The sequence below is a fragment of the Halobacillus hunanensis genome, from assembly GCF_900166655.1.
GTDB classification, from domain to species: domain Bacteria; phylum Bacillota; class Bacilli; order Bacillales; family Halobacillaceae; genus Halobacillus_A; species Halobacillus_A hunanensis.
The window spans coordinates 1,042,668-1,064,492 of sequence record NZ_FVZB01000006.1 but is presented as its reverse complement, the minus strand read 5'-3'; the positions used below and the strand labels follow the sequence as shown (position 1 = coordinate 1,064,492).

General features: G+C 40.1%; 18 protein-coding genes and 1 pseudogene. 11 read left to right on the top strand and 8 right to left on the bottom strand.

The window, feature by feature from the left end:
- Nucleotides 1–37: 37 nt before the first annotated feature.
- The gene (locus tag B5354_RS10820; RefSeq protein ID WP_079528652.1) at nt 38–1,324 is read right to left on the bottom strand and encodes a helix-turn-helix domain-containing protein; all 1,287 of its coding nucleotides are present in this window, start codon (nt 1,322–1,324) and stop codon (nt 38–40) included.
- 244 nt (nt 1,325–1,568) lie between these two features.
- On the opposite strand from B5354_RS10820, the gene B5354_RS10815 reads away from it, so the two are divergent.
- Together B5354_RS10815 and B5354_RS10810 are read left to right on the top strand one after the other, a co-directional pair.
- Nucleotides 1,569–3,134, top strand: coding sequence for a M4 family metallopeptidase (locus B5354_RS10815; RefSeq protein WP_425432127.1), 1,566 nt, complete (start codon nt 1,569–1,571; stop codon nt 3,132–3,134).
- Nucleotides 3,135–3,322: 188 nt separating this feature from the next.
- On the top strand, nt 3,323–5,272 hold the full coding sequence (locus B5354_RS10810) for an aconitate hydratase (protein ID WP_079528647.1): 1,950 nt from the start codon (nt 3,323–3,325) through the stop codon (nt 5,270–5,272).
- Nucleotides 5,273–5,326: 54 nt separating this feature from the next.
- On the opposite strand, the gene B5354_RS10805 is transcribed toward B5354_RS10810, so the two are convergent.
- The 3 genes from B5354_RS10805 to B5354_RS10795 form a co-directional block, all read right to left on the bottom strand.
- A complete protein-coding gene (locus tag B5354_RS10805; RefSeq protein WP_079528645.1) occupies nt 5,327–6,280 on the bottom strand; it encodes a ring-cleaving dioxygenase in 954 nt (317 codons plus the stop codon).
- Between the two features lie 235 nt (nt 6,281–6,515).
- Nucleotides 6,516–6,668: a sporulation histidine kinase inhibitor Sda gene (gene sda / locus B5354_RS10800; RefSeq protein ID WP_176142462.1), complete on the bottom strand. Its 153-nt coding sequence runs from the start codon at nt 6,666–6,668 to the stop codon at nt 6,516–6,518.
- 17 nt (nt 6,669–6,685) lie between these two features.
- On the bottom strand, nt 6,686–7,213 hold the full coding sequence (locus B5354_RS10795) for a helix-turn-helix domain-containing protein (RefSeq protein ID WP_079528641.1): 528 nt from the start codon (nt 7,211–7,213) through the stop codon (nt 6,686–6,688).
- A gap of 283 nt (nt 7,214–7,496) precedes the next feature.
- On the opposite strand from B5354_RS10795, the gene B5354_RS10790 reads away from it, so the two are divergent.
- Nucleotides 7,497–8,108 (top strand): trimeric intracellular cation channel family protein, encoded by a 612-nt coding sequence (locus B5354_RS10790; RefSeq protein WP_079528638.1) that lies wholly within the window; start codon nt 7,497–7,499, stop codon nt 8,106–8,108.
- 48 nt (nt 8,109–8,156) lie between these two features.
- Here the strand turns inward: B5354_RS10790 and cysK are convergent, their stop codons facing one another.
- Nucleotides 8,157–9,086 carry a cysteine synthase A gene (gene cysK, locus B5354_RS10785; RefSeq protein WP_079528636.1) on the bottom strand — a complete coding sequence of 310 codons (930 nt, stop codon included), beginning with the start codon at nt 9,084–9,086 and terminating at the stop codon, nt 8,157–8,159.
- Nucleotides 9,087–9,300: 214 nt separating this feature from the next.
- Here cysK and helD point away from each other — a divergent pair, with 214 nt between their 5' ends.
- The gene (gene helD, locus B5354_RS10780; protein ID WP_079528633.1) at nt 9,301–11,637 is read left to right on the top strand and encodes an RNA polymerase recycling motor HelD; all 2,337 of its coding nucleotides are present in this window, start codon (nt 9,301–9,303) and stop codon (nt 11,635–11,637) included.
- A 12-nt stretch (nt 11,638–11,649) separates the two neighbouring features.
- Here the strand turns inward: helD and B5354_RS10775 are convergent, their stop codons facing one another.
- Together B5354_RS10775 and B5354_RS10770 are read right to left on the bottom strand one after the other, a co-directional pair.
- Nucleotides 11,650–12,291: a YpmS family protein gene (locus B5354_RS10775; RefSeq protein WP_079528632.1), complete on the bottom strand. Its 642-nt coding sequence runs from the start codon at nt 12,289–12,291 to the stop codon at nt 11,650–11,652.
- Between the two features lie 17 nt (nt 12,292–12,308).
- Nucleotides 12,309–13,226: an SGNH/GDSL hydrolase family protein gene (locus tag B5354_RS10770; RefSeq protein WP_079528629.1), complete on the bottom strand. Its 918-nt coding sequence runs from the start codon at nt 13,224–13,226 to the stop codon at nt 12,309–12,311.
- A gap of 187 nt (nt 13,227–13,413) precedes the next feature.
- Here B5354_RS10770 and B5354_RS10765 point away from each other — a divergent pair, with 187 nt between their 5' ends.
- The 7 genes and pseudogenes from B5354_RS10765 to B5354_RS10735 all read left to right on the top strand — a co-directional run.
- Nucleotides 13,414–15,693: an ATP-dependent DNA helicase gene (locus B5354_RS10765; RefSeq protein WP_079528627.1), complete on the top strand. Its 2,280-nt coding sequence runs from the start codon at nt 13,414–13,416 to the stop codon at nt 15,691–15,693.
- Nucleotides 15,694–15,839: 146 nt separating this feature from the next.
- Complete coding sequence (locus tag B5354_RS10760) at nt 15,840–16,565, top strand: SDR family NAD(P)-dependent oxidoreductase (protein WP_079528625.1); 726 nt, start codon at nt 15,840–15,842, stop codon at nt 16,563–16,565.
- Nucleotides 16,558–17,589: an S-adenosylmethionine:tRNA ribosyltransferase-isomerase gene (locus tag B5354_RS10755; RefSeq protein ID WP_176142461.1), complete on the top strand. Its 1,032-nt coding sequence runs from the start codon at nt 16,558–16,560 to the stop codon at nt 17,587–17,589. Before B5354_RS10760 ends, B5354_RS10755 begins: the two co-directional genes overlap by 8 nt.
- On the top strand, nt 17,590–17,931 hold the full coding sequence (locus B5354_RS10750; RefSeq protein ID WP_079528621.1) for a VOC family protein: 342 nt from the start codon (nt 17,590–17,592) through the stop codon (nt 17,929–17,931).
- Between the two features lie 225 nt (nt 17,932–18,156).
- A complete protein-coding gene (gene tnpA, locus B5354_RS10745; RefSeq protein ID WP_079528619.1) occupies nt 18,157–18,555 on the top strand; it encodes an IS200/IS605 family transposase in 399 nt (132 codons plus the stop codon).
- 11 nt (nt 18,556–18,566) lie between these two features.
- Entirely contained in the window at nt 18,567–19,682 is a 1,116-nt protein-coding gene (locus B5354_RS10740; RefSeq protein ID WP_079528618.1) for an RNA-guided endonuclease TnpB family protein, read from the top strand.
- Between the two features lie 124 nt (nt 19,683–19,806).
- A pseudogene (locus tag B5354_RS10735) lies at nt 19,807–20,094 on the top strand (MFS transporter); the annotation flags it as partial.
- Between the two features lie 51 nt (nt 20,095–20,145).
- Here B5354_RS10735 and B5354_RS10730 read toward each other — a convergent pair.
- Nucleotides 20,146–21,594, bottom strand: coding sequence for an HsdM family class I SAM-dependent methyltransferase (locus B5354_RS10730; protein ID WP_079528616.1), 1,449 nt, complete (start codon nt 21,592–21,594; stop codon nt 20,146–20,148).
- Nucleotides 21,595–21,825: the final 231 nt, after the last annotated feature.

Sequence of the window (21,825 nt, the reverse complement as noted above, 5' to 3'; positions counted from 1 at the left end):
AATAAGCCAGTTAGCGCTATGACTGCTAATAACTTTTTCATAAACTTATCCCTCCTCCCAAATGAGAGTGTTTATTTAACAATTGAATTGCTAACCTAAGGTAAGATGAAGACTTTTTATACATTCTTTGCTTTTCAAGGAGGTCAGCTAAGAACATTGCATATCTAATAGCATATGTATGATCTCTGCTCTCCTGAAAGTATGGAATTACTTCATTTTCTAATAGCTCCTGTATATCTTCATTTTCAGTCATGATATATTTATAAACTTTAAAGTGTAACTCATGTGGTTTTGAAGGGTAGGAAATGAGTTGTTTTTCTCCCTCATTTATCCATTCTATGCATCCATTTTCATCATCTAATTTATAATGTTGAGTAATTAACCCATGAATAATATTTAAAAATTCAAAGGTGTCTAATGCAGTATTTATTTCATCGACAAATTCTAAACTCTTTTTGTAACTAGAAATGGATGCCTTGTGATTTTCAAGCCTGGATTCTAAAACTCCTATATTAATGTAAACAAGTTTGAGTTGAACACGATTATTGGTTTGAGTGGCAATCTTCCGGGCAAGATGGAAATTTTCTAGGGATTTCGAATAGTTTCTTAAACGACTGAAATTTATCCCTTGAATAATATGGCAATCAGCACTTTTAGTTAAATCATAATGACTTTGATAGATTTCCAGAGCAAGACTTGTATAAAAAATAGAGGCCGATATGTAATTGGCTTGACCTGTGCTTAATGCAAGCAAATAGTAAAGGTCGCTGTACTGCCAATCTTCTAATTCCAAAGATGAACTATAATTTTTGGCTTCCATTAAATCTTGATAGGAATCCTCGAACTTAGTCTTATAATACTTCATAAGTCCCGAAACCAAATGGAAATAGAAATTCATTTCGTCATCAAAAGTATCTTTATGCTGACGGATATTTTCCCAAGCCTCATAAGCCTTCTCCACCTCATTTTCCAACAGAAGGTATCGAATGCGGTATAGCTCGAAAAAAATATATAAATGATGGTTAGCTAGCGTTTCTTTCTGCTGGAGCAATTCATTCATGAGCAGCTCTGCATCTTCTCTACGCTTGAACACAATCGATTCATACCATTCCTTTAGCTTCTCTTTAGAAGGATGACTATAGGAAGATTCCGAAAAGTCGAGCCCAAGTCTTTCGTAAAGCAGTTCGAGAACCTCGACAGCCGGAACTGTTTGATCATTCTCAATCTTCGAGAGGTAGGCTGATGAAATGATGCCCTCAGCTAGCTGGTTTTGAGTTAAACCTTGTTTAACCCGGTGAAAACGAAGCACTTTACCATATTCCATTTTCCACACACCTAGTTGATCAACTAAAGATTTGTCAGAAGGTTTGCTCTTTCAAATCTATTTTCAGAATACACGTTCGATTAGTATATTTCAACTATATTGATAGGTTTCCCAAGTCGTTCAAATTTCATGCCTTTAAGTGGGGGATATCGCACTAACTTTCACAGACATAATGACAGAAAATTGTGTTATATTGGCAATGTACTCGAGAAAAAGGAGGAATTTGATGAAGTGGAAGTCATTAATGGCGTCTGTTGTCATAGGTTCTAGTTTAGTGTCGGGTGGGACGTTTGTAAGTGCGGAAACTGATTCTGCAGTGCAGGATGCAAAGGCTAACGCTCCCCATTTTGTGAAAAAGAATTTTGATGCATCCAAAGTCGTGTCCGAAAAGGCAGTCAAGCGATTCTTTAAAGAGAATTCTGAGAAATTTGGGGTCAACCCGAATAAAGACTTGAAGTTTATTGAGGCGAAGAAGGATGAGCTGGGTATGACACACTACACATATCAGCCAATGGTAGAAAATATTCCTGTTGCTAATTCCGAAGTCATTGTACATACGGACGAGTCTGGAACAGTAACATCGGTGAATGGTGAATTTCATAAAGATGCCCCAGAGAAAATTAAACAGAATCGTCAAGTGAAAAAGAAAGAAGCTGTTAAAATAGCCTGGGAACATATTGATGTAGAAAAAGATACAGCTGACAAAGTAAAGAAAACGGCAAAAGGAGAAACGTTTGAGACTTTAACGGAGACTAGCAATCTAGTCGTCTATCATGAAGATGGTGACTATCAATTGGCATATCACGTAGAGCTTCAATTCTCTCAGCCATATCCTGCGAACTGGCAACTGTATGTTAACGCAGAGTCTGGGGATGTGATTAAAGCTGCCAACGTCGTAAAGGAAGCAACAGGGACGGGTACCGGTGTTCTTGGTGATACTAAATCTTTAAACACATATTATACAAACAGCACATATTATTTATTCGATATTACCAAACCAATGAATGGTGTAATTGAAACATTTACGGCTAACCAGGGACAATACTTGCCTGGGAATTATGTAACGGATGCTGGAAACACCTTTTTTAGTGAACAGCAAAAAGCGGCTGTCGATGCCCACTATTATGCAGGAGAAGTATTTGACTATTACTATAACAAGTTTGGGCGTGTAAGTTATGACAACCAGGGTGCAGACATCCGTTCAACTGTACATTATGGTTCCAATTACAATAATGCAGCCTGGACAGGCAATCAAATGATTTATGGTGATGGAGATGGCACAACATTTACGTATCTATCTGGTGCCGATGACGTCGTAGCCCATGAGTTGACTCACGCTGTGACAGATACCACGGCCGGATTGATTTATGAAAATCAATCGGGTGCTCTGAATGAATCATTCTCTGATGTATTCGGGTACTTTGTTGATTCCGAAGATTGGTTGATGGGTGAAGATGTATATACGCCTGGCCGCTCTGGTGATGCATTGCGTTCTCTTTCTAATCCAAACGCTTATAATCAACCTGATCATATGAATGAATATCAAGATTTACCGAATACGCGTGAAGGTGATTGGGGCGGAGTCCATATTAATAGTGGAATTCCGAACAAAGCTGCATATTATACCATTAATAGCTTAGGTATTTCTCAATCCGAGCAAATTTATTATCGAGCATTAACGGTTTACCTCACTCCAAGCAGTGACTTCTCCTATGCAAAAGCAGCTTTAGAACAATCTGCCCAAGATCTTTATGGAACACAGGCTGCCAATGCAGTTACCCAAGCATGGAATAATGTAGGAGTTTATTGAATTTACTAATCCTCCCCCTTAAAATATATCGATGGCGGATGAGATCTTTGATCTCATCCTTTTTTTGTGCTGATTTCTGTATTTATTAAGATATAAAATGGAAATAGTGAGTAAATTAAGGATGAAAAGGGTATAAAAAACATAGGAAATTAATTATAGGGAAACGTAATAATAAGGAGGAGTGCTGAGTGGGGTATAATGTCACACAAAAGTTAATTAAAGATCATTTAGTTGAAGGTGAAATGAAACCAGGGGCGGAAATTGGTTTAAAAATTGATCAGACCTTAACACAGGATGCTACAGGAACCATGGTTATGCTGGAGTTGGAGGCAATGGGAATTGATCGTGCGAAAACAGAGGCTTCCGCTCAATATGTTGACCATAACCTAATTCAGGAAGATAGTAAAAACCCTGACGATCACCTGTTCTTAGAAAGTGCTGCAAAAAAATTCGGGCTGCACTTTAGCCGCCCAGGAAACGGGGTAAGTCACCCAGTCCATATGCAGCGTCTAGCCAAGCCGGGTCAAACTCTGCTTGGTTCGGACAGCCATACATGTGCGAACGGCTGTATGGGGATGCTTGCCATGGGTGCAGGCGGTATTGATGTAGCCATGGCAATTGCAGGTGAACCTTTTTATGTGAAAATGCCTAAAGTCTGGGGTGTAAAAGTTACCGGAGAATTCCCGGATTGGGTAAGTGCTAAGGATGCCATTTTAGAAATGTTGAGGCGCCACGGAGTAAAAGGTGGAGTCAATCATGTGTTTGAATATTATGGTCCAGGACTTAAGAATTTAACGGCAATGGATCGCCACGTTATTGCCAATATGGGTGCAGAGCTAGGAGCAACAGGAACTGTTTTTCCTTCTGATGATGAAACGAAGCGCTATATGAAGCTGCAAGGCCGGGAAGACGATTGGATTGAGCTTAAAGCTGATGATGATGCCAAGTACGATGTTCAGGATGAAATTAATCTTTCAGAGCTTGAGCCTATGATTGCGAAACCTTCTAGCCCTGGTAATGTGGTTACTGTAAGGGAGGTAGAAGGTGAACCGATTTACCAATCTTATATTGGTTCATCAGCTAACCCGGGATACCGTGATTTTGCCATTGCTTCAAAAATTGTTGAAGGCAAACATATTGCAGATGGGTTGTCATTTGATTTAAACCCTACTTCCAGACAAATGCTCATTGATTTGTCTGAGCAAGGCCATATCGCAAACTTTCTACAGGCAGGAGCTCGTTTACATCAGGCTGGATGTAATGGATGTATCGGTATGGGGCAGGCGCCGGCAACCGGGAGAAATAGCCTAAGAACGACACCTAGGAACTTCCCAGGGCGTTCAGGAACAAAAGAGGATAGTGTATTCTTATGTAGTCCGGAAACGGCTGCTATATCTGCATTAAAAGGAAAAATAACAGATCCCCGAAATGCTGGATTTGAATTTCCGAAAGTACAGGAACTTGATAAACCTACCATTGATACACAGCTCCTTGATAAACCGTTAACACCGGAACAATCTGCTAAAGAAGAGCTTGTGAAGGGACCAAATATTGCTTCTATACCTAAGATGGATGAACTTCCAAATGAACTGGAATTACCGATCTTACTTAAAGTAGGGGATGACATCTCAACGGATGAAATTTTAGCAGGAGGAGCCAGAGTGCTTCCATTTAGGAGTAATCTGCCTGAGATTAGCAAATTCACCTATGAAATTGTAGATGAAACGTATTACGACAGAGCGATGAAACAGCGGGAAGAAGGGGGCCATATCATTGTTGGTGGAACTAACTATGGACAGGGCTCAAGTCGTGAACATGCTGCACTAGCTCCGAGGTATCTCGGGTTGAGAGTGGCTATTGTAAAAGATTTTGCTCGTATTCACTGGCAGAACTTAGTTAACTTTGGTATTCTTCCGCTGACCTTTGTTAATAAAAAAGATTATGAAGATCTTGAGCAAGGTGATGTGTTAATCTTTAAAGACCTTCGTAAAGCGATTCACAAAGGGAATGAAATCGATGTGACCATAAAAGGCAAAAATAAGACCATTAAAGCTGAGCACGCTCTTTCCGAACGTCAACTTGAAATGATGGAATCAGGTGGATTAGTCAACTGGGTGAAAAATCGGTTAGACGTATAAAGAGAGATGTCCTAAAAGCAAAGCCTGTGATCCATTATAAGGATCACAGGCTTTTTAATGGTTTAGAGTATTAAGAGGAACTAATTTTGATTCGATATCCTCACGTTTATGTTCAAGGAAGGGAGGAAGAGCTAAGCTTTCTCCTAAATGCTTCTCATCTTCATCTGTAGTAAATCCCGGGCCATCTGTTGCCAGCTCGAATAGAATGTGGTTTGGCTCCCTGAAATATAGAGATTTAAAATAAAAACGGTCCACTAGCCCTGAATTAGGGAAACCGGCGTGTTTGATTTTATCTGCCCATTCGGCAAGTTCTGATTCATCTTTGACACGAAAAGCAACGTGATGGACACTGCCGCGGCCAGGACGTTCTCGTGGCAATTCCGGATTAACCTCAATATGAATTTCTGCTCCAGTTCCGCCTTCTCCCGTTTCAAAAACAATACGATCATCAACTGTTCCAACTTTACGGAATCCGAGGATATCAGTCAGGACCTTTGCTGTAGGGGCAGCATCGGCAACGGTCAGATGGACAGGGCCAAGTCCGTTAATTCCTACTTCCTGGGGCACTGGAGATTGATCCCAAGCCACTCCAGGTGCTACACCCTCATTATTCTCATCTGATACGAGTGTCATTCGCTGACCTTCAGGATCACGGAAAGACAAAGTTTTCCTGTTCATAAGTTCTTTAATCGGTTCTTGTTCGACCCCAAACTGGTCAAAGCGCTTTTTCCAATAATCTAAAGCCCTGTCATCTTTCACCCTTAATGAAGTGGTTGAAATACTGTGAGTACCAGGGTAAGTCGTTCCAGCTCGTGGTATCTCAAAAAAGGTTAAATCTGTACCGGGATTCCCCTTTTCATCAGCGTAAAACAAGTGATACATAGAGTTGTCGTCCTGATTTACTGTTTTTTTAACGAGTCGCATGCCTAAAACATTTGTATAAAAATCGTAATTTTTCTTAGCGTTGGCTGTAATGGCTGATACATGATGAATTCCTTTAATATTCACATCAACCACCTCCTGAATAAGTATTCGTATTTATCTCGAATTCAAGATAAATGATACTATGTTGTGTTATATTTGTCAATAAGGTTAAGATGGAAAAGAATTGGCAAAGAAAAAATCTTTCGCTTGTTTCGATCTTTATATAATCTTTGATTCTGGGCATTATGAAAGTATCTCTCTTAAATGGCTCTTCCTCTGGAAGCAGCCACGTGAAGTAATAGTCGCCGAGTGTTTAGATTTAATTAATGCTGTCAAGACGTACTTTTCGTTTGAATTCTCTTTTAGATAATTCATTCTCAATAAGATTGATGAATTCTTCATCTAATTCCAGTTCAATGGCTCTCTTATGGGTTACTTTAAGTATACGTATAGGTAACTGCTCTAAATTCAAGGTAGTACCCCCTTGCCTTATGGTAATAGTGCAGTAGAAGTTGTTGCTGCTCCAAGTATCCGTCCATCGCTATCATATAAGGGCTGGCCAAAAACATAATATTCTACAATGCCATCAGAAACAGGAAAATGAATGCGCCTGTGAAGCGTGTCTTTTGTTTTTATTATGTTACGCTTAAACTCCATAAGCTCGACAATTCCATTGTTTGTACCATTATAATCATCTCTTTTTCCGATAATGGTCCTTGTGTCAAAGTCTGGATTGGGATTAAACATCCAAGTATATTTCAATTCAAGGTCACAATGTGCCACGATAATAGGGGAATGAAGAAGGGCGAGTTTAAATGGTTCGCTTAAATGTTCAGAGAAAAATAACGACGGATTCACATGAAGAAAACTTGCAATTTGTGAGGCAACTGCGATACTGGGGTTCCTGGACCCTGTCTCAATTTGTGCATAATAAGCCCTGTCTATAAATGCCCCTTTAGCTACTTGTTGTTGTGTTAAATTTCTTTCCTTCCTTAGTTGAACCAGCCAATGTCTCATAATTTTCCACACCTACTATCTCTATATTAATATATTTATTCGAGTGTTGTTCTGAAAGTCCTTGTGGCAGTTTGCAACAAATTAGCCCGTCATTTAAAATATTTCAAGAAAGCAGGATGCCTTTTAGAAGGTATCTATTATATAGCGATCTAAATCACTATTTGTCCAGCTTTTTGATTAAGTAATAAGCTATTAGTTTTTTACCCTGAATAGAGATAAAGTAATCTTGACTTGATTAGTATGGCGTGTTGGCTAAAAAAGTACGTTGAGAGGGGGGACCGTGATGTCTTTTGAGATATTAACGATTATAGCTGTCAGTGCGTTTGCCTTTAGTGGAGCCATTGTGGCTTTGAGTGAGCGGTACGATATATTTGGTACGTTTATGTTAGGTATTGCCACTCCTTTTGCTGGAGGAATTATTAGAAATATAGCCATGGATGTACCGGTTGTCCATGTTTGGGAGCAGGGTTATCTGTTTTATGTCGCCTTTTTCACGATTGCGGTAGTCTACTTTTTTCCAAAAGGCTGGGTGATGTTCTGGGACCGCTGGAACGTTTATCTGGATGCGATAGGGTTATCGGCTTTTGCATTGCAAGGTGCGGCTTTCGCAATTGAGCAGAACTTTCCGCTTGGAGGTATTATCTTTGCAGCGATCATAACCGGCGTTGGGGGAGGAATGACGAGGGATGTGCTTGCCCAAAGAAGACCTATGGTGCTTCATCAGGAGATTTATGCTGTATGGGCAATGGCGATTGGCCTTATCGTTGGTCTGGAATTAGTAGATCTAGGGAACGTGTGGCAAAAATATACTTTATTCGGGGTTGTTTTCAGCTGTCGCATTATTTCCTATCACTCGGGCTGGCATTTGCGGTTTCGCGATTTATATCGATTATAGCGTAAAAAAAGAGAGCCTCACTTTAAACTAGTGGCTCTCTTTCATGGTTTAATAACGGAAAAGATCGCCTGATAAGTAACGTTCTCCTGTATCAGGTGCGATCACCACGATTACATCTTCTGGGCTTTTCCTTTTAGCAACTTCAAGTGCTGCCCAGCAAGCTGCACCGCTTGAGGTTCCAAGCAGCAGTCCTTCTTCGCGTGCTAACCGCCTGGTCACGTCATAAGCATCTTCATCAGTCACTTGGAAAATCTCATCCATGACGTTCACGTTTAAGATGTCTGGGATGAAACCAGGGCTCGTCCCTACAAGTTTATGTTTACCCGGTTCTCCGCCCGATAGTACAGGGGAACCTGAAGGCTCCGCAACGTGAATCGATAAATCACTATAGTGTTTTTTTAACTCTTCGCCTGTACCGGTTATCGTCCCGCCAGTTCCCGCTGTCGAGACAAATGCAGTAAGGGGTTTGCCGATTTCATTCATGGCCTCAATGATCTCCGTTGCCGTTGTGTTTCTATGGGCATCGGGGTTTGCTTCGTTTTCAAACTGCATTGGCATGAAGGCGCCGTCAATCTCTTCAACAAGCTCTTTAGCCTTAGCGATTGCTCCAGGCATTTTTTCGTCACCTGGTGTTAAAAAAATTTCTGCCCCATAAGCTTTTAATAGGTTGATACGCTCCTGGGTCATTGTATCGGGCATAACTAAAATGGAACGATATCCGCGAGCGGCGGCGTTCATAGCAATTCCAATTCCTGTATTGCCGCTGGTTGGTTCAATAATGGTGGACCCTTCTTTAAGGTGGCCATTTTCCTCAGCCTGCATGATCATATTGTAAGCAGCTCTGTCTTTCACACTGCCGCTGGGGTTTTGCATCTCTAATTTTAAGTAAATAGCTGCACTATCCTCTGGAACTATTCGGTTAAGTTTTACAAGCGGAGTATTTCCGATTAAATCAGCAATATTATGAACAACTTGCATGCTGTCACTCCTTATCTTTAGTTATAGAAAAATAATATCATAGTATCAATAAATAGCATAAAAAAAGACACACACTGGTGTCTAAGAGTTTGTTTTCCACAGAAAAGTGTGGTATTATAAATTTTGGTATTTTGTTAAGTGTATAACTATCCATTTTACATTTTAAATGATTTTGGGAGGTTTGTCAACTTTTTTGCGGAAGGAAGATTATGTTATGACTCGTGATGGTAACGAATGGGGTGTCGAGCGAAAAAGACTTGCCGATGTACGCAAGGTGATCGATGCGAAGAAAGAACAATTACTGCAAAATACAACATCGCTTAAAGAAGATATAATAGACCTTCGAAAGAAATTCTGGGATGATGTGACAGTCAATTTTGATGAGGTTGATGATGCCGTAGAAACCTATGCAAGTATTAAACAGCAATCAGAGCTTTTGTCGGAACGGGAACGAAGCCATGGTCACTATCATAAGAATAAGCAGCTATTGGAACGAATGGAGGAATCTCCGTATTTCGGACGGATTGATTTTGATGAGAATGGGGAAGCAAAAGAAAAGATCTATATAGGAGTTTCTTCACTCATGGATGAGGAAGAAGAATTCTTTCTTGTTTATGACTGGCGTGCGCCTGTTTCAAGTATGTACTACGACTTTGAACCTGGTCCGGCTCATTACCTTACCCCCTCCGGCACTGTTAAAGGTGAAATCGAATTAAAGAGACAGTATGTAATTGAGAACGGCCAGTTAACAGGCATGTTTAATACCGGGGTTACCATTGGGGACTCATTGCTGCAAAAAGTTCTCGGGGACAAGGCAAGTTCTCAAATGAAAAGTATCGTAGCTACGATACAGAAAGAACAGAATGCGATTATTAGAAATGAAAGCAGCCGGCTCTTGCTTGTCCAAGGGGTAGCTGGGAGCGGGAAAACTTCAGCAGCCATGCAAAGGGTGGCTTATTTACTGTATAGACATCGCAAGCAAATCAATGCAGATCAGATTTTACTGTTTTCTCCAAACCAAATGTTTTCCAGTTATGTTGCTGCTGTACTGCCTGAATTAGGTGAGGAGCCGATGCAACAGTCAACATTTCAGGAGTACGTTTCCAAACGTCTGGATAGTGAATTTACTTTACAAGCCCCTTTTGAACAACTTGAAGAATCTTTAGTTACCAAGGCCGACGGTTCCGTGCCCGAAGACCAAGAGGCTGTGGATTTTAAATCAAGTGTTGATTATAAAAAGATGATCGATCATTACCTGACGGAGCTATCTGCACACGGTATGAAGTTTAGAAATCTCAAGTTCAGAGGAGAGCTTCGAATCACCGCTGAGGATATAAAAGAGTATTTTTATCAATTGGATCCTTCAATGAAGATGGCCAACAGAGTAGACCTCGTAAAAGGTTGGTTGTTCAGCGAGCTGAAAAAATTAGAGAGAGAAGAGCAAATGAAGGATTGGGCAGAGGAAGAGGCAGGGCTGCTCAATAAAGAAGAGTACCACCAAGCCTTCCAACAGCTTGAGCACGGTCATAACTTTGATGAGGAAACCTTCGATGATTTTGAAAAAGAGGAAATGCTGCTTAGAAAATGGGTGGTCAAACGCAGGGTTGATTCTTTAAGAAAACAGGTAGCAGATTATCAGTTTATTCATGTGAGGAAAATTTACACTGGGCTGTTTCGTGATTTATCTAATCAAAATCAAAAGCTTCCAAAAGACTGGGAGACAATATGTAAGCGTACCATACGAAACTTGGAGCAGCGCTATCTCCCTGTTGAAGATCAAACTCCATATTTATATTTAAAAGATCAGCTGGAAGGGAAAAAAGTTAATACTTCGATCCGTTATGTGTTTATGGATGAAGCCCAAGATTACACTATTTTTCAGTTTCATTATATTAAAGAGCTGTTCCCGCAGGCACGGTTCACACTTTTAGGCGACAAACATCAGGCCATATATTCTCATAACCATGGGCAAAAGACCATTTTGGATGAGCAGGTACATGATGGAGGAGCAACAAAAATGGATTTGTCCAGGAGTTATCGTTCAACAAAACCTATTGTTGATTTTACGAAATGTCTATTGCAAGATGGCGCGAATATTGAAGCCTTTAATCGAGACGGACAGCTGCCAAGGCTTTGGAAGATCGAAAAGCAGCCTGAGACTAAAAAGACGGTCATTGAAGTTGTTCTTAATCGGCAAAAAGAAGGCCATAAAACGATTGCTATTCTTTGTTATTCACTGGAAGAAAGCAAGTCAGCGTATGAGTTAGTAGGAGAAGAACTAAACGCTTCGTTAATCTATAAAGAAACACAATCCTTTCAAGAAGGTGTGCTTATTCTTCCAGTTTATTTGGCCAAAGGAATAGAGTTTGATGGAGTGGTCGTATATAATGCTGCTAATCCTGGTTATCAAGTCGATGGCGGGCATTTAATGTTGTATACGGCTTGTACAAGAGCCATGCACGAACTGGATGTTTTTTACGATAATGACTGTCCGATTCTTTCAGAAATTCCAAATGAACTTTATATAAAAAAAGGAACCGCTGCTCTTTAAGAAGAGCGGCGGTTATTGTTGCAGCTTTTGTTCTGCGATAACTTGTGCTATGTCGAAAGTCTCGCGTGGAACGGAGATGCGAAAGGCTAGTTGATTAGCACTTAAGTTAAAGCGGTCCACTTCAACATTGAAGTTTGAGGCTGTATCCATTTGTGTAACCGCCAGATATATACTTTCTTCATTGGGATGAACTCTTACCCATTCAGGCAGTTTATAATTTTCGGCGACAAATTCCAGGACTTTTTTATTTGGCAGGGGTAGTTTCCCGAGTGAAATTTTTTCCTGTTCCAGGACGAGGTCCCCATTTTTTTGTACGACAGGGTTTAGCTCCATTTTAATAGGGATAGTCTGTTCGAATGCTTTAATATTACCTATGAGCGTAACGTTTCGGTCTAAAGAAATGGAATAATCAAATACTGTTTGTGTTGACAGTTCACTTAAATACTCGTTGGCTAACTGCTCTAGATTTTGTTTAGTCGAAACAATTGTAAATTCCGCATCTGAGCTCTCTTCTTCCGGCTGAACATTAACGAGCGTATATGAGGTAGGAAGAAAAATTAAAGATAATATCCAAACAACTATGCCCAGGTTGATGACAGCTAATAGGAAGAAGGAGGACCTCCATTTATTTTTAAGAAACCATCGTTTAAACATTTTGCATTCCACCTGTGTTATTTCTCAATTTCGGGCCTGATGACTTCAAGAACCCGTTTGGCGATCTGTTTGTAACCTTTTTCGTTGGGGTGAAAATGGTCTTGCTTCCATAAGTATTCCTCCAGTTTGCCAGCAAAAATATCTTTGATCGGTATAAAGACAGCCTGATCATATTGTGAAATAACCTCTTTACCAATACGGTTCCACTCATTTATGATTTGTGTAAGTTCAGGTATGTTTTCAAAATATTTAGAGAAAGGATTATAAAGGCCGATTAGGTAAAATGGTGCATCAGGGTTTAATTCTTCAATACGCTGCATAATTTCATGGAGACGTTTTTCATAACCCGCTTGCTCGGCTGCAAAATCCTCATAATTTAAGCTTGTGAAGTTGTTTTTCACGACCTTCATCATATCATTGGCGCCAATCGTAATTAATACAATGTCAGCTTCTTCAATAGAGGAAGCCATTTCTTCTTCCTCCATTCTCTCTAGCAGCTGGTCAGTACGATTACCACGCTTTCCGTAATTTTCAATATTAATATCTTCGCCTTCTATGTTGCTGTTAAGCGTCTCTTCTATTATACCTACATATCCGCCATTATCTGTGCGATCGCCAACCCCCTGTGTTAGAGAATCGCCTATTGCGACGACTTTTAAGTCTTCCTCCACAAAAAGATGTTTAGCTCCTTCGATCACACTGGAAAAGACTTCGCGTAACCCTTCGCTTAAAGTTCCTTCTTCTTCGGCAGGCTTTTGATCGTACTCTTTTTCTTTAGGAACAGGTTTTTCTTCTTCTGTTTGTTTCTCTTCGGTGGGTGTTTGGCTATTGTTTGGATTAGACGAACTTTCAGGTTGATTGATAAAAGAGGCGAGAATCAAAATCAGAAAGATTAGTGAAAGGATAACAATGGCCAACCACTTTATTTTTTTCATAATGCAATCACCTGTAGTTTCTGAGTAATTTCGCTTATTATTATTAGTATATGTTGAAATCAAATTTTGAGAAATATATAAGATTTACCTATTATTATAACATGTTAGCTTATTAAGTAGACATTCGAAAATCGATAGCAAAAATTGACGGTGTTTTATCACTTGTTTGTAGGCAGGAGGGGTTTTAGTGGATCAGGAGTTAAGTATTTCGGTGCGGGCATTGGTTGAATATGTGTATCGTGAAGGCAGTATCGATAATCGATTTCGATCCAATACGGCGCTGCAAGAAGGAACAGCTATCCATAAAGCTGTTCAGAAGGAATACAACGAAGGCGAAGAGAAGGAAGTCCCCCTTGAATATACATACGCTTACGAGGAGATCAAGCTGCATATTCATGGAAGATGTGACGGGGTTCTTACCACAAAAAAAGGCCCGAAAATCGACGAAATAAAGTCAACTGCTCTTGAGCTTGAAGAGCTCACTGAAAACAGCTTTCCGGTCTATTGGGCTCAAGCTAAGGGGTATGCCTTTATCTACGCGGAACAAGAGGGATTGGACACAATAGATGTTCAACTAACCTATGTTCAAAAACAAACGAAGGAAAAGAAGCGCTTTGTTCACACATACACAGTAGCTGAACTGAAATCCTTTATCCAGCAAACCATCGAAGAATACATGTCATATGCCAGAATTCTTTTGCATATTCGTGAACAAAAACAAAAGACGATTCCCGATTTAACGTTTCCTTTTTCAAACTATCGATCAGGACAGCGTCAGTTCGCAGGGAGTGTGTATCGTACAGTTCAAGAACAACGAACCTTATTTGCCCAGGCGCCTACAGGTATAGGCAAGACGATCTCAACGTTATTTCCGGCGATAAAGGCCATGGAAAAAGGGAAGCATGAGCGGTTATTTTATTTAACAGCAAAAACGGTCACTCGTTCGACAGCTGAGGAAGCGCTTCGTTTGATGGAAGAAACCGGCTTAATGTTACGTTCTGTAACATTGACAGCTAAGGACAAAATCTGTTTTCAAGAAGAAACGATTTGCCAGCCTGATTATTGTGAGTTTGCAGATGGCTATTATGATCGAATTAATGGAGCTATCGTTGACGTGTTAATGAATGAAACGCAAATTACCCGTAACGTTATCGAAAAATACGCAAGAAAACATCGGGTATGTCCTTTTGAGTTTTCCTTGGATTTAACTGATGTCGTTGATGTTGTAATAGGGGATTACAATTATATTTTTGACCCACGCGTATCACTTAAAAGACTAATGCCGGAGCAAAAGAAAAAAACAGCATTACTAATAGATGAAGCCCATAATTTGGTGGAGCGTGCCCGGGAAATGTACTCGGCTGAAATTACTGGCGGATCATATAAGGGAATTAACAGACAGTATAGAGGAACAAATAATGAATTAGCTGAAACGGCAGCAAGTGTTATGAAAGATATGGACGCCGTAGACGCAAGGGAATCAGCAATAGAATACCAGCTTGATGATATCCCTGGTCAGTTAGAAGAGAATCTGGAAAGGTTTATAAACCAAGCTGAACGTCAGCTTCGTGATCAGAACGAGGAGGAAGAAAGAGATGAGGTGTTGCTTGAGTGTTATTTTGCAACCCAAAACTTCCTGAAAATACTGGGTATGGTTGATGAGCATTATGTCTATATTGGCAACAGCCTTAACCAGCATATAAGCATAAAACTTTATTGCATCGATCCTTCTCACGTACTGCACCAAGCTTCGAAGCCGTTTCGTTCCAATATCTTTTTCTCTGCTACTTTATCACCGTTTGGTTATTACAAGGATATGCTTGGCGGGCAGGATCATGACTATATCCTCAGACTTCCTTCCCCATATGACCCGGGGCAAATTGACGTAAGCCTGGTGTCATTATCAACAAGGTTTAAAAATAGACAACAGACTGCGAATCGTCTGGCTGAACTATTGTATAATCAGGTGAAAAATCAACCTGGCAATCATTTATTCTTTTTTCCTTCCTATCAGTATATGCGGTTAGTTTATGAACATTTTCAATCGTATGATCTAGATGCTGTGTCACAGGAACAAGGGATGACGGAGGAACGCAGGGATGATTTCCTTGCTCAATTTGTTGAAGGCGGACACTTAGCAGGTTTTGCTGTACTGGGAGGGGTCTTTTCTGAAGGTGTTGATTTAAGAGGAGACCGTCTAAACGGAGTGGCCATTATAGGAATTGGGTTAGCACCGCGCAATTTTGAACGTGAATTAATTAAGTCTTACTTTTCAAAGCGTGGCCGCAATGGGTATGACTACGCCTATGTATTCCCAGGGATGAATAAGGTACTGCAAGCTGGAGGACGGCTTATTCGTTCAGAAGAAGACTACGGGGTTATCCAATTAATTGATGATCGATTTTTGAATAATAAATACGTCAATCTTCTACCGGAAGAATGGAAAAACTACAAAATAATTTATTAATCTATTTCCTGGGAAATAGATTACGACAAAAGTCGTAAATACTCCTGCATCGAATGTGTGAGATAAAGATACTTTATGTGACTCATGCTTAGTGTGTCTCCTTTTTCTATACTAAGGATACTTAGATAGGGAAAGGAGATTTTATTATGAGTAAAACCATTATGATAACGGGTGGCTCTAAGGGTCTTGGGAAAGCGTTAGCCTTAGGGTTCGCTAAACAGAATCATCGTATTGCTATTTGTGCAAAGGGAGCCCAGGAGTTAAAAGCCGTACAGAAAGAGATTGAGGAATTAGGTGCAGAAGTGATTGCTCTCCAAGCGGACGTTTCAAACGTCCATGATATCGAAAAGTTCGTTTCTCTAGTAGAGGATCGATTCGGAAGTGTGGATGTGTTAATTAATAATGCTTCCGTATTCGGCCCTGGCCCTAAGCAGCTTCTTGATTATGACCATGAACAGTTTCTTCATGTGTTAAAAGTCAATAGCATGAATCCATTTCTCGTGACCAAAAGAGTGCTGCCAGGAATGATTGCAAACCGGACTGGTTCAATTATTAACTTAACTTCAGAAGCGGGGCATACTGGGTTTGCCGAGTGGGGCGCTTATGGGATCTCAAAGTTTGCCGTGGAAGGATTGACACAAACGTGGTCATGCGAAATTGCTGATTATAGTATAAGAATTAATATGGTAGATCCGGGTGAAATGGATACCGAAATGCATGATCGAGCCGTTCCTGATTGCGATTACCAGCTGGCAAGACCGGAAGACAGGTTAGACGTTTTCTTCTATTTAGCTTCTGATGAATCGAGAAACCATAACGGGGAACGCTTCGAAGCGGAAGGTTTCTCAAGGGAGGCGCTGGTACATGAGTAATCTGTTAACCTCGTTTGAAATTCCTACTCATCTTCATGCATCATCACCTATAGAACGAAGAGGTCTTGAGCGTGACCAAGTTAGAATGATGGTGCTAGACCCATTGTCCGGAAAAAGGAAGCATACACACTTCCGTACTATAATCGATACTTTTCAAGCAGGTGATGTGATCGTCCTCAATCGGTCGAGAACGATCCCTTCAAGTTTGCAAGCTGGCGGAGCAAATGGTGATGTTGAAGTTCGATTAGCCAGGAAAGTAAATCATGATCGGTACGAAGTGTTGTTAGTAGGAAATCAATACAGAGATGGGGAAAACATTTACTTTCAAAACGGCCTCTTGGCAACAGTTGAAGGGAGGGGAAGTGAACATCCTTTGCAAGTATTGAAATTCCAGTTCGGCGGGATTTCGCTGATGGAATATATTTATGACTATGGATCCCCAATTTACTATGAGTATGTGGAAAACCCTTGGCCGCTGAATGACTATCAAACCGTCTATAGTTCTGTACCAGGATCTATTGAGATGGCCTCAGCCGGACGCGCATTTACTTGGGAAATCATCGCGGCGTTGGAAGAAAAAGGGGTGGAAATATGCTATGTTACACTTCATACTTCTTTGAGCTATTACGAGGATGATAAATGGCCGTCACCGTCCAGTCATCCCGAACTTTACACGATCCCGCATGAAACAGCTGGAGTTATCAATAAAGCCAAAGAGGAAGGGCGCCGTGTGACAGCTGTAGGCACAACCGTTGTACGTGCGCTGGAATCAGCTGTTCGGAATGATCGCTTAACTCCGCAGGACTCTGTTCTTACCTATTTGTATATTAATCAGGAGCATTCCTTGAGAATAGTGGATGCCCTCTTAACTGGCTTCCATGAACCAGAAGCTAGTCATCTAGACTTGCTCACAGCGTTTGTTGACCATGAGGTATTAATAGGAGCTTATAATGAAGCCATTGAACAGGGTTATTTTTGGCATGAATTTGGGGACATGAATCTAATTGTCCCAGGCAGACTGTAAATGTTTCATCATGTCGGGGTTGAAGTGTTCGATGTTGAGCAGGCGGAGAGGTTTTATTGCTGCCAGTTGGGGTTTACGGTTGATAGGAGGCTGGAATTCCCAGATGAACGTATCGTTTTTTTAACAAATGAAGACTGTACGATTGAATTAGTCCAGCCTAAAGATCGACAGCCTCAGGGGGTACATTTTGCAATAGAGGTATTTGACCTGCCGGCTAAAATCCGGGAACTTAGCAACAGGGGTTTGTCTATTTATGAGGGACCATACAGTATGGCAGGGCTAGAGGTGGTCTACTACCAGGGGTTTAACAAAGAAATTATTGAGTTTGTCCAACGTTCATAATAATTCGGGTGCTTGTACGTACCATTGTATACAAGCATCCTCTTTTTTTATTTCATAAAATTTTGAATTTAACATTTTTCTGAAAGAAGTCTCCCTCTTCAAGCGTGTGAAGGGTGTATCCTAACGGTAAGGGGGGAGATGAATTTCGGTTGGGCGTTAGCCCTAAGACTTTTTGTTATAGACATGGTATAATCAGTCTTATAAAACATAAGGATTGATATACCAATGAAATTAGATAGTAATAATCATTCAGTATTCTTAATGTATTATCATCTTGTACTAGTAGTGAAATACCGAAGAAAAGTTATGAACGATTCAATTTCTGATTATGCAAAAGAAAAATTTGTGTCATTGGGCGGGAAATACAATATTACATTGGTTGAGTGGAACCATGATATAGATCATGTTCATATCCTGTTCAAAGCTCACCCCAACAGTGAATTATCAAAGTTCGTCAATGCGTATAAAAGTGCAAGTTCGAGACTTATCAAGAAGGGTTTTCCCTATGTGCGTGAAAAACTATGGAAAGAAATGTTTTGGTCGAGAAGTTTCTGTTTATTGACTACTGGTGGTTCACCTATTGAAGTGGTGAAAACGTATATTGAAAATCAAGAGATAAAGTGAGGTGATTTGATATGGCTAAACAAAATAAAGCGTATAAATTTCGTCTGTATCCAACGGAAGAACAGGAGATCGTTATACACAAAACCTTTGGTTGTGTTCGCTTTATCTATAACAAAATGTTATCAGAACGAAAAGAAACGTATGATCGCCTCAAAGATGATAAAGAAACCTTAAAAAAGGTGAAACACCCGACTCCTGCTAAATACAAAAAAGAATACTCGTGGCTAAAAGAAGTTGATTCTTTAGCGCTTGCCAATGCACAGCTAAACTTAGATAAGGCTTATAAAGCCTTTTTCAAAGGTAACGCTAAGTTTCCAAAATTCAAAAGTAAGAGACATAAACAAAGCTACACAACGAATGTCGTAAACGGAAATATTGAGTTATTGGATCGTCATATCAAATTACCTAAACTTAAAATAGTAAAAATGAAGCAACATAGACAGATTCCTGTGGAGCACAACATGAAGTCATGCACCATTTCAATGACGGCATCAGGAAAATACTATATTTCGATTTTGACTGAATATGAAAAAGAGATTAAAGGCAAGGAAATTCAAAGTGTTGTTGGGTTAGATTTTGCGATGGATGGATTGTTTGTCGATAGTGAAACAGGTAAGAAAGCCAATTATCCTCGTTTCTATCGTCAAATGCTTGATAAATTAGCAACGGAACAACGCAAGCTTTCTCGAAAAAAGAAAGGCTCTTCGAATTGGAATAAACAACGGATTCGAGTGGCTAAAATTCAAGAAAAAGTCGCCAACCAACGCAAAAATTTTCTTCATCATACGTCGAAAGAGTTCGTTGTGAATTATGATGCCATCATTATCGAAGATTTAGATATGAAGGGAATGTCGAAAGCACTTCAATTTGGAAAAAGTGTAGCTGATAATGGATGGGGAATGTTCACTTCTTTTCTGCTGTACAAGCTACATGAACAAGGGAAACAACTTGTCAAAATAGACAAATGGTTTCCTTCTACAAAAACTTGTTCAAGTTGTGGCTCCGTAAAAGAGGTAGCCTTGTCAGAACGTATCTATCATTGTGCTTGTGGCCTAAATCTTGATCGAGACTACAACGCTGCCCTAAACATCAAAAAAGAAGGCATTCGCTTATTAGCGATTGCCTAATAAAATAAAAACTCTTGGAACAAGAGGGTTAGCTTGGTCCATTTCACTAGCTAACAAAAGTGGTGATGACCCAAGAAGCCCCCACTTCAAGCATCCATAAGGGTGGTAAGTGGTGGGTAGTTCACTTGGTATTATTTACACGTGTTATGGTGGAGGTTTTTCAACAATCCCAGCCTTTATTGGGGATTTGTTTGGTACGAAAGAATTAGGTGCCATTCATGGTTATATTTTGACAGCTTGGGCCGCATCGGGTCTTGCCGGACCGCAATTTGCAGCTTATATGAATGATACAACGGGCAGCTATGAAAGTAGTTTAATCTTCTTTGCCGGACTCTTCGTGGTGGCCTTAATTATGTCCATATTAACTAAGAGAGACATTAGGAAGAAAAGGAAAAGTTTGAAAGCTGCATAGCTTTTGACATAGCGAAAAGCTCAAGCCCATTGTCAGCTTGAGCTTGCTTTCTTATAACAGTTCAATAAGCTGTTCACAAAAATTATTAACATGAACTCGGTTGCTGGGCGAGATGCGATAAACATCAAAAATACTATTATCTATGTTTTGCTGCTGAATAGTGGGATCATAGGATAAGTTTTTCTGCTTCTCAGATACGATGTGCTTTACTTGCTTGGAAATGCAGCTTTTTAATGGAGGGTCCGGCTCAATAAAAGGCAGCTTTTTAACATATCCGGAAGTAATCATATTTGTGCGATTTAACACTTTACGCAGCATGTAGCTAGTCAAATTGCTATTTAGGAGACCTAGAAGGTAATAAAGCTCTTCTTCATTTTCAGTAAAGAGGTTTGTGTTTACCCCAAACAGACTGCCTTTAGGCAGGTATGATGCCTGAAAGTCGATCCCCATAGAGGAGCAGGTAATTCCTTCACGGAAAAAGAATTTCTGGTTACGAACGGTAAATTTAGGGACTGCCCGGCTATACTTTTCCCAATTCTTATGAATGTAGTATTTCGGTTCATAATACCATCGATCACGAATCCCTCCATTTTTATAGAAAGGAATCCACTCCTCATCATCTTCATTGACTTCCCAGGGCCTGAATAGAAACTGTTTATCATTTCCAGTTGAAATCCCTGTTCCTCCTTGTACCTTATCAGCCAGGGTGAATTCTGGTTTTATAAATAAGGAGAGAATTTCCTCAGGGACATTAATGGCAAAATTGGAACCAGGCATCATACGAAAATAGGATTGTTGTAAATATTGTACTCGCTCTGCTGGAGGTGAATTGTATTCTTCTGCTGCCAAGCGGTCGACTAATTTCATCACGTGATCTGGCTTAGGAGAACCTTTCCTAATCGTTATAATGGCTGTTCGTACATCAGCTTTGCCAACGTGAAACAATTTCCTGGGGGCGAGTATGATTTCAATTATTTCTGTGTGATCTATTAAGTACTGACGAAACTTGGTATAATGCACATTCGTTAAAAAAGAATCTTGAACGATCATGCATAAAACTCCGCCTTCTTTCAATAACTGAAGTCCCTTATAGATAAAGAGGGTATACAAATTATGCACACCGATCTCTTTAAAGTTTTTTTCGAGGTCCTGTTTATTTTTTTTAAAATAATCACTGTGACGAATTGATTTGTAGGGTGGGTTTCCTATAATCGCATCGAAAACTTGCTGTGGCTTTGATGTTAGGAAGTCTTGATGAATGAATTGCACATCAGGTACGTCTAGGGAAACGTTAGGGTCGATATCATAAGCATGAATATAGGTAGGATCGACTCCTGCTTCTATCAGCGCCCTGACAAACACACCATCACCTGTAGAAGGATCTAATATATGGGCTGGTTGTGGTGTTTGCTTAATTTCCTGGAGTATAGTCTTCACCATGTATTCGACAGTCGATAAGGGTGTTTCGTATTGTCCCATGGAGCGCTGGTAGGATAGCATGGAAACGCCTCCGTAATTTTTTTAATATACTTTACACCAAAATAAGTAAAAAGTCACCATGTATTGGGAGGGGGTAATTAGTTCAAATCACTCACTTGAATTCCTTAATAAGAAAATATCGGTGAGTAAAGGTTTGTTTAATTAAGAAAACGAATACTTGTTAACTTAATGATATATAGGTTGACAATGCTTCTTATTCTCAGCTATGTTATTTATATAGATAAGGAATAG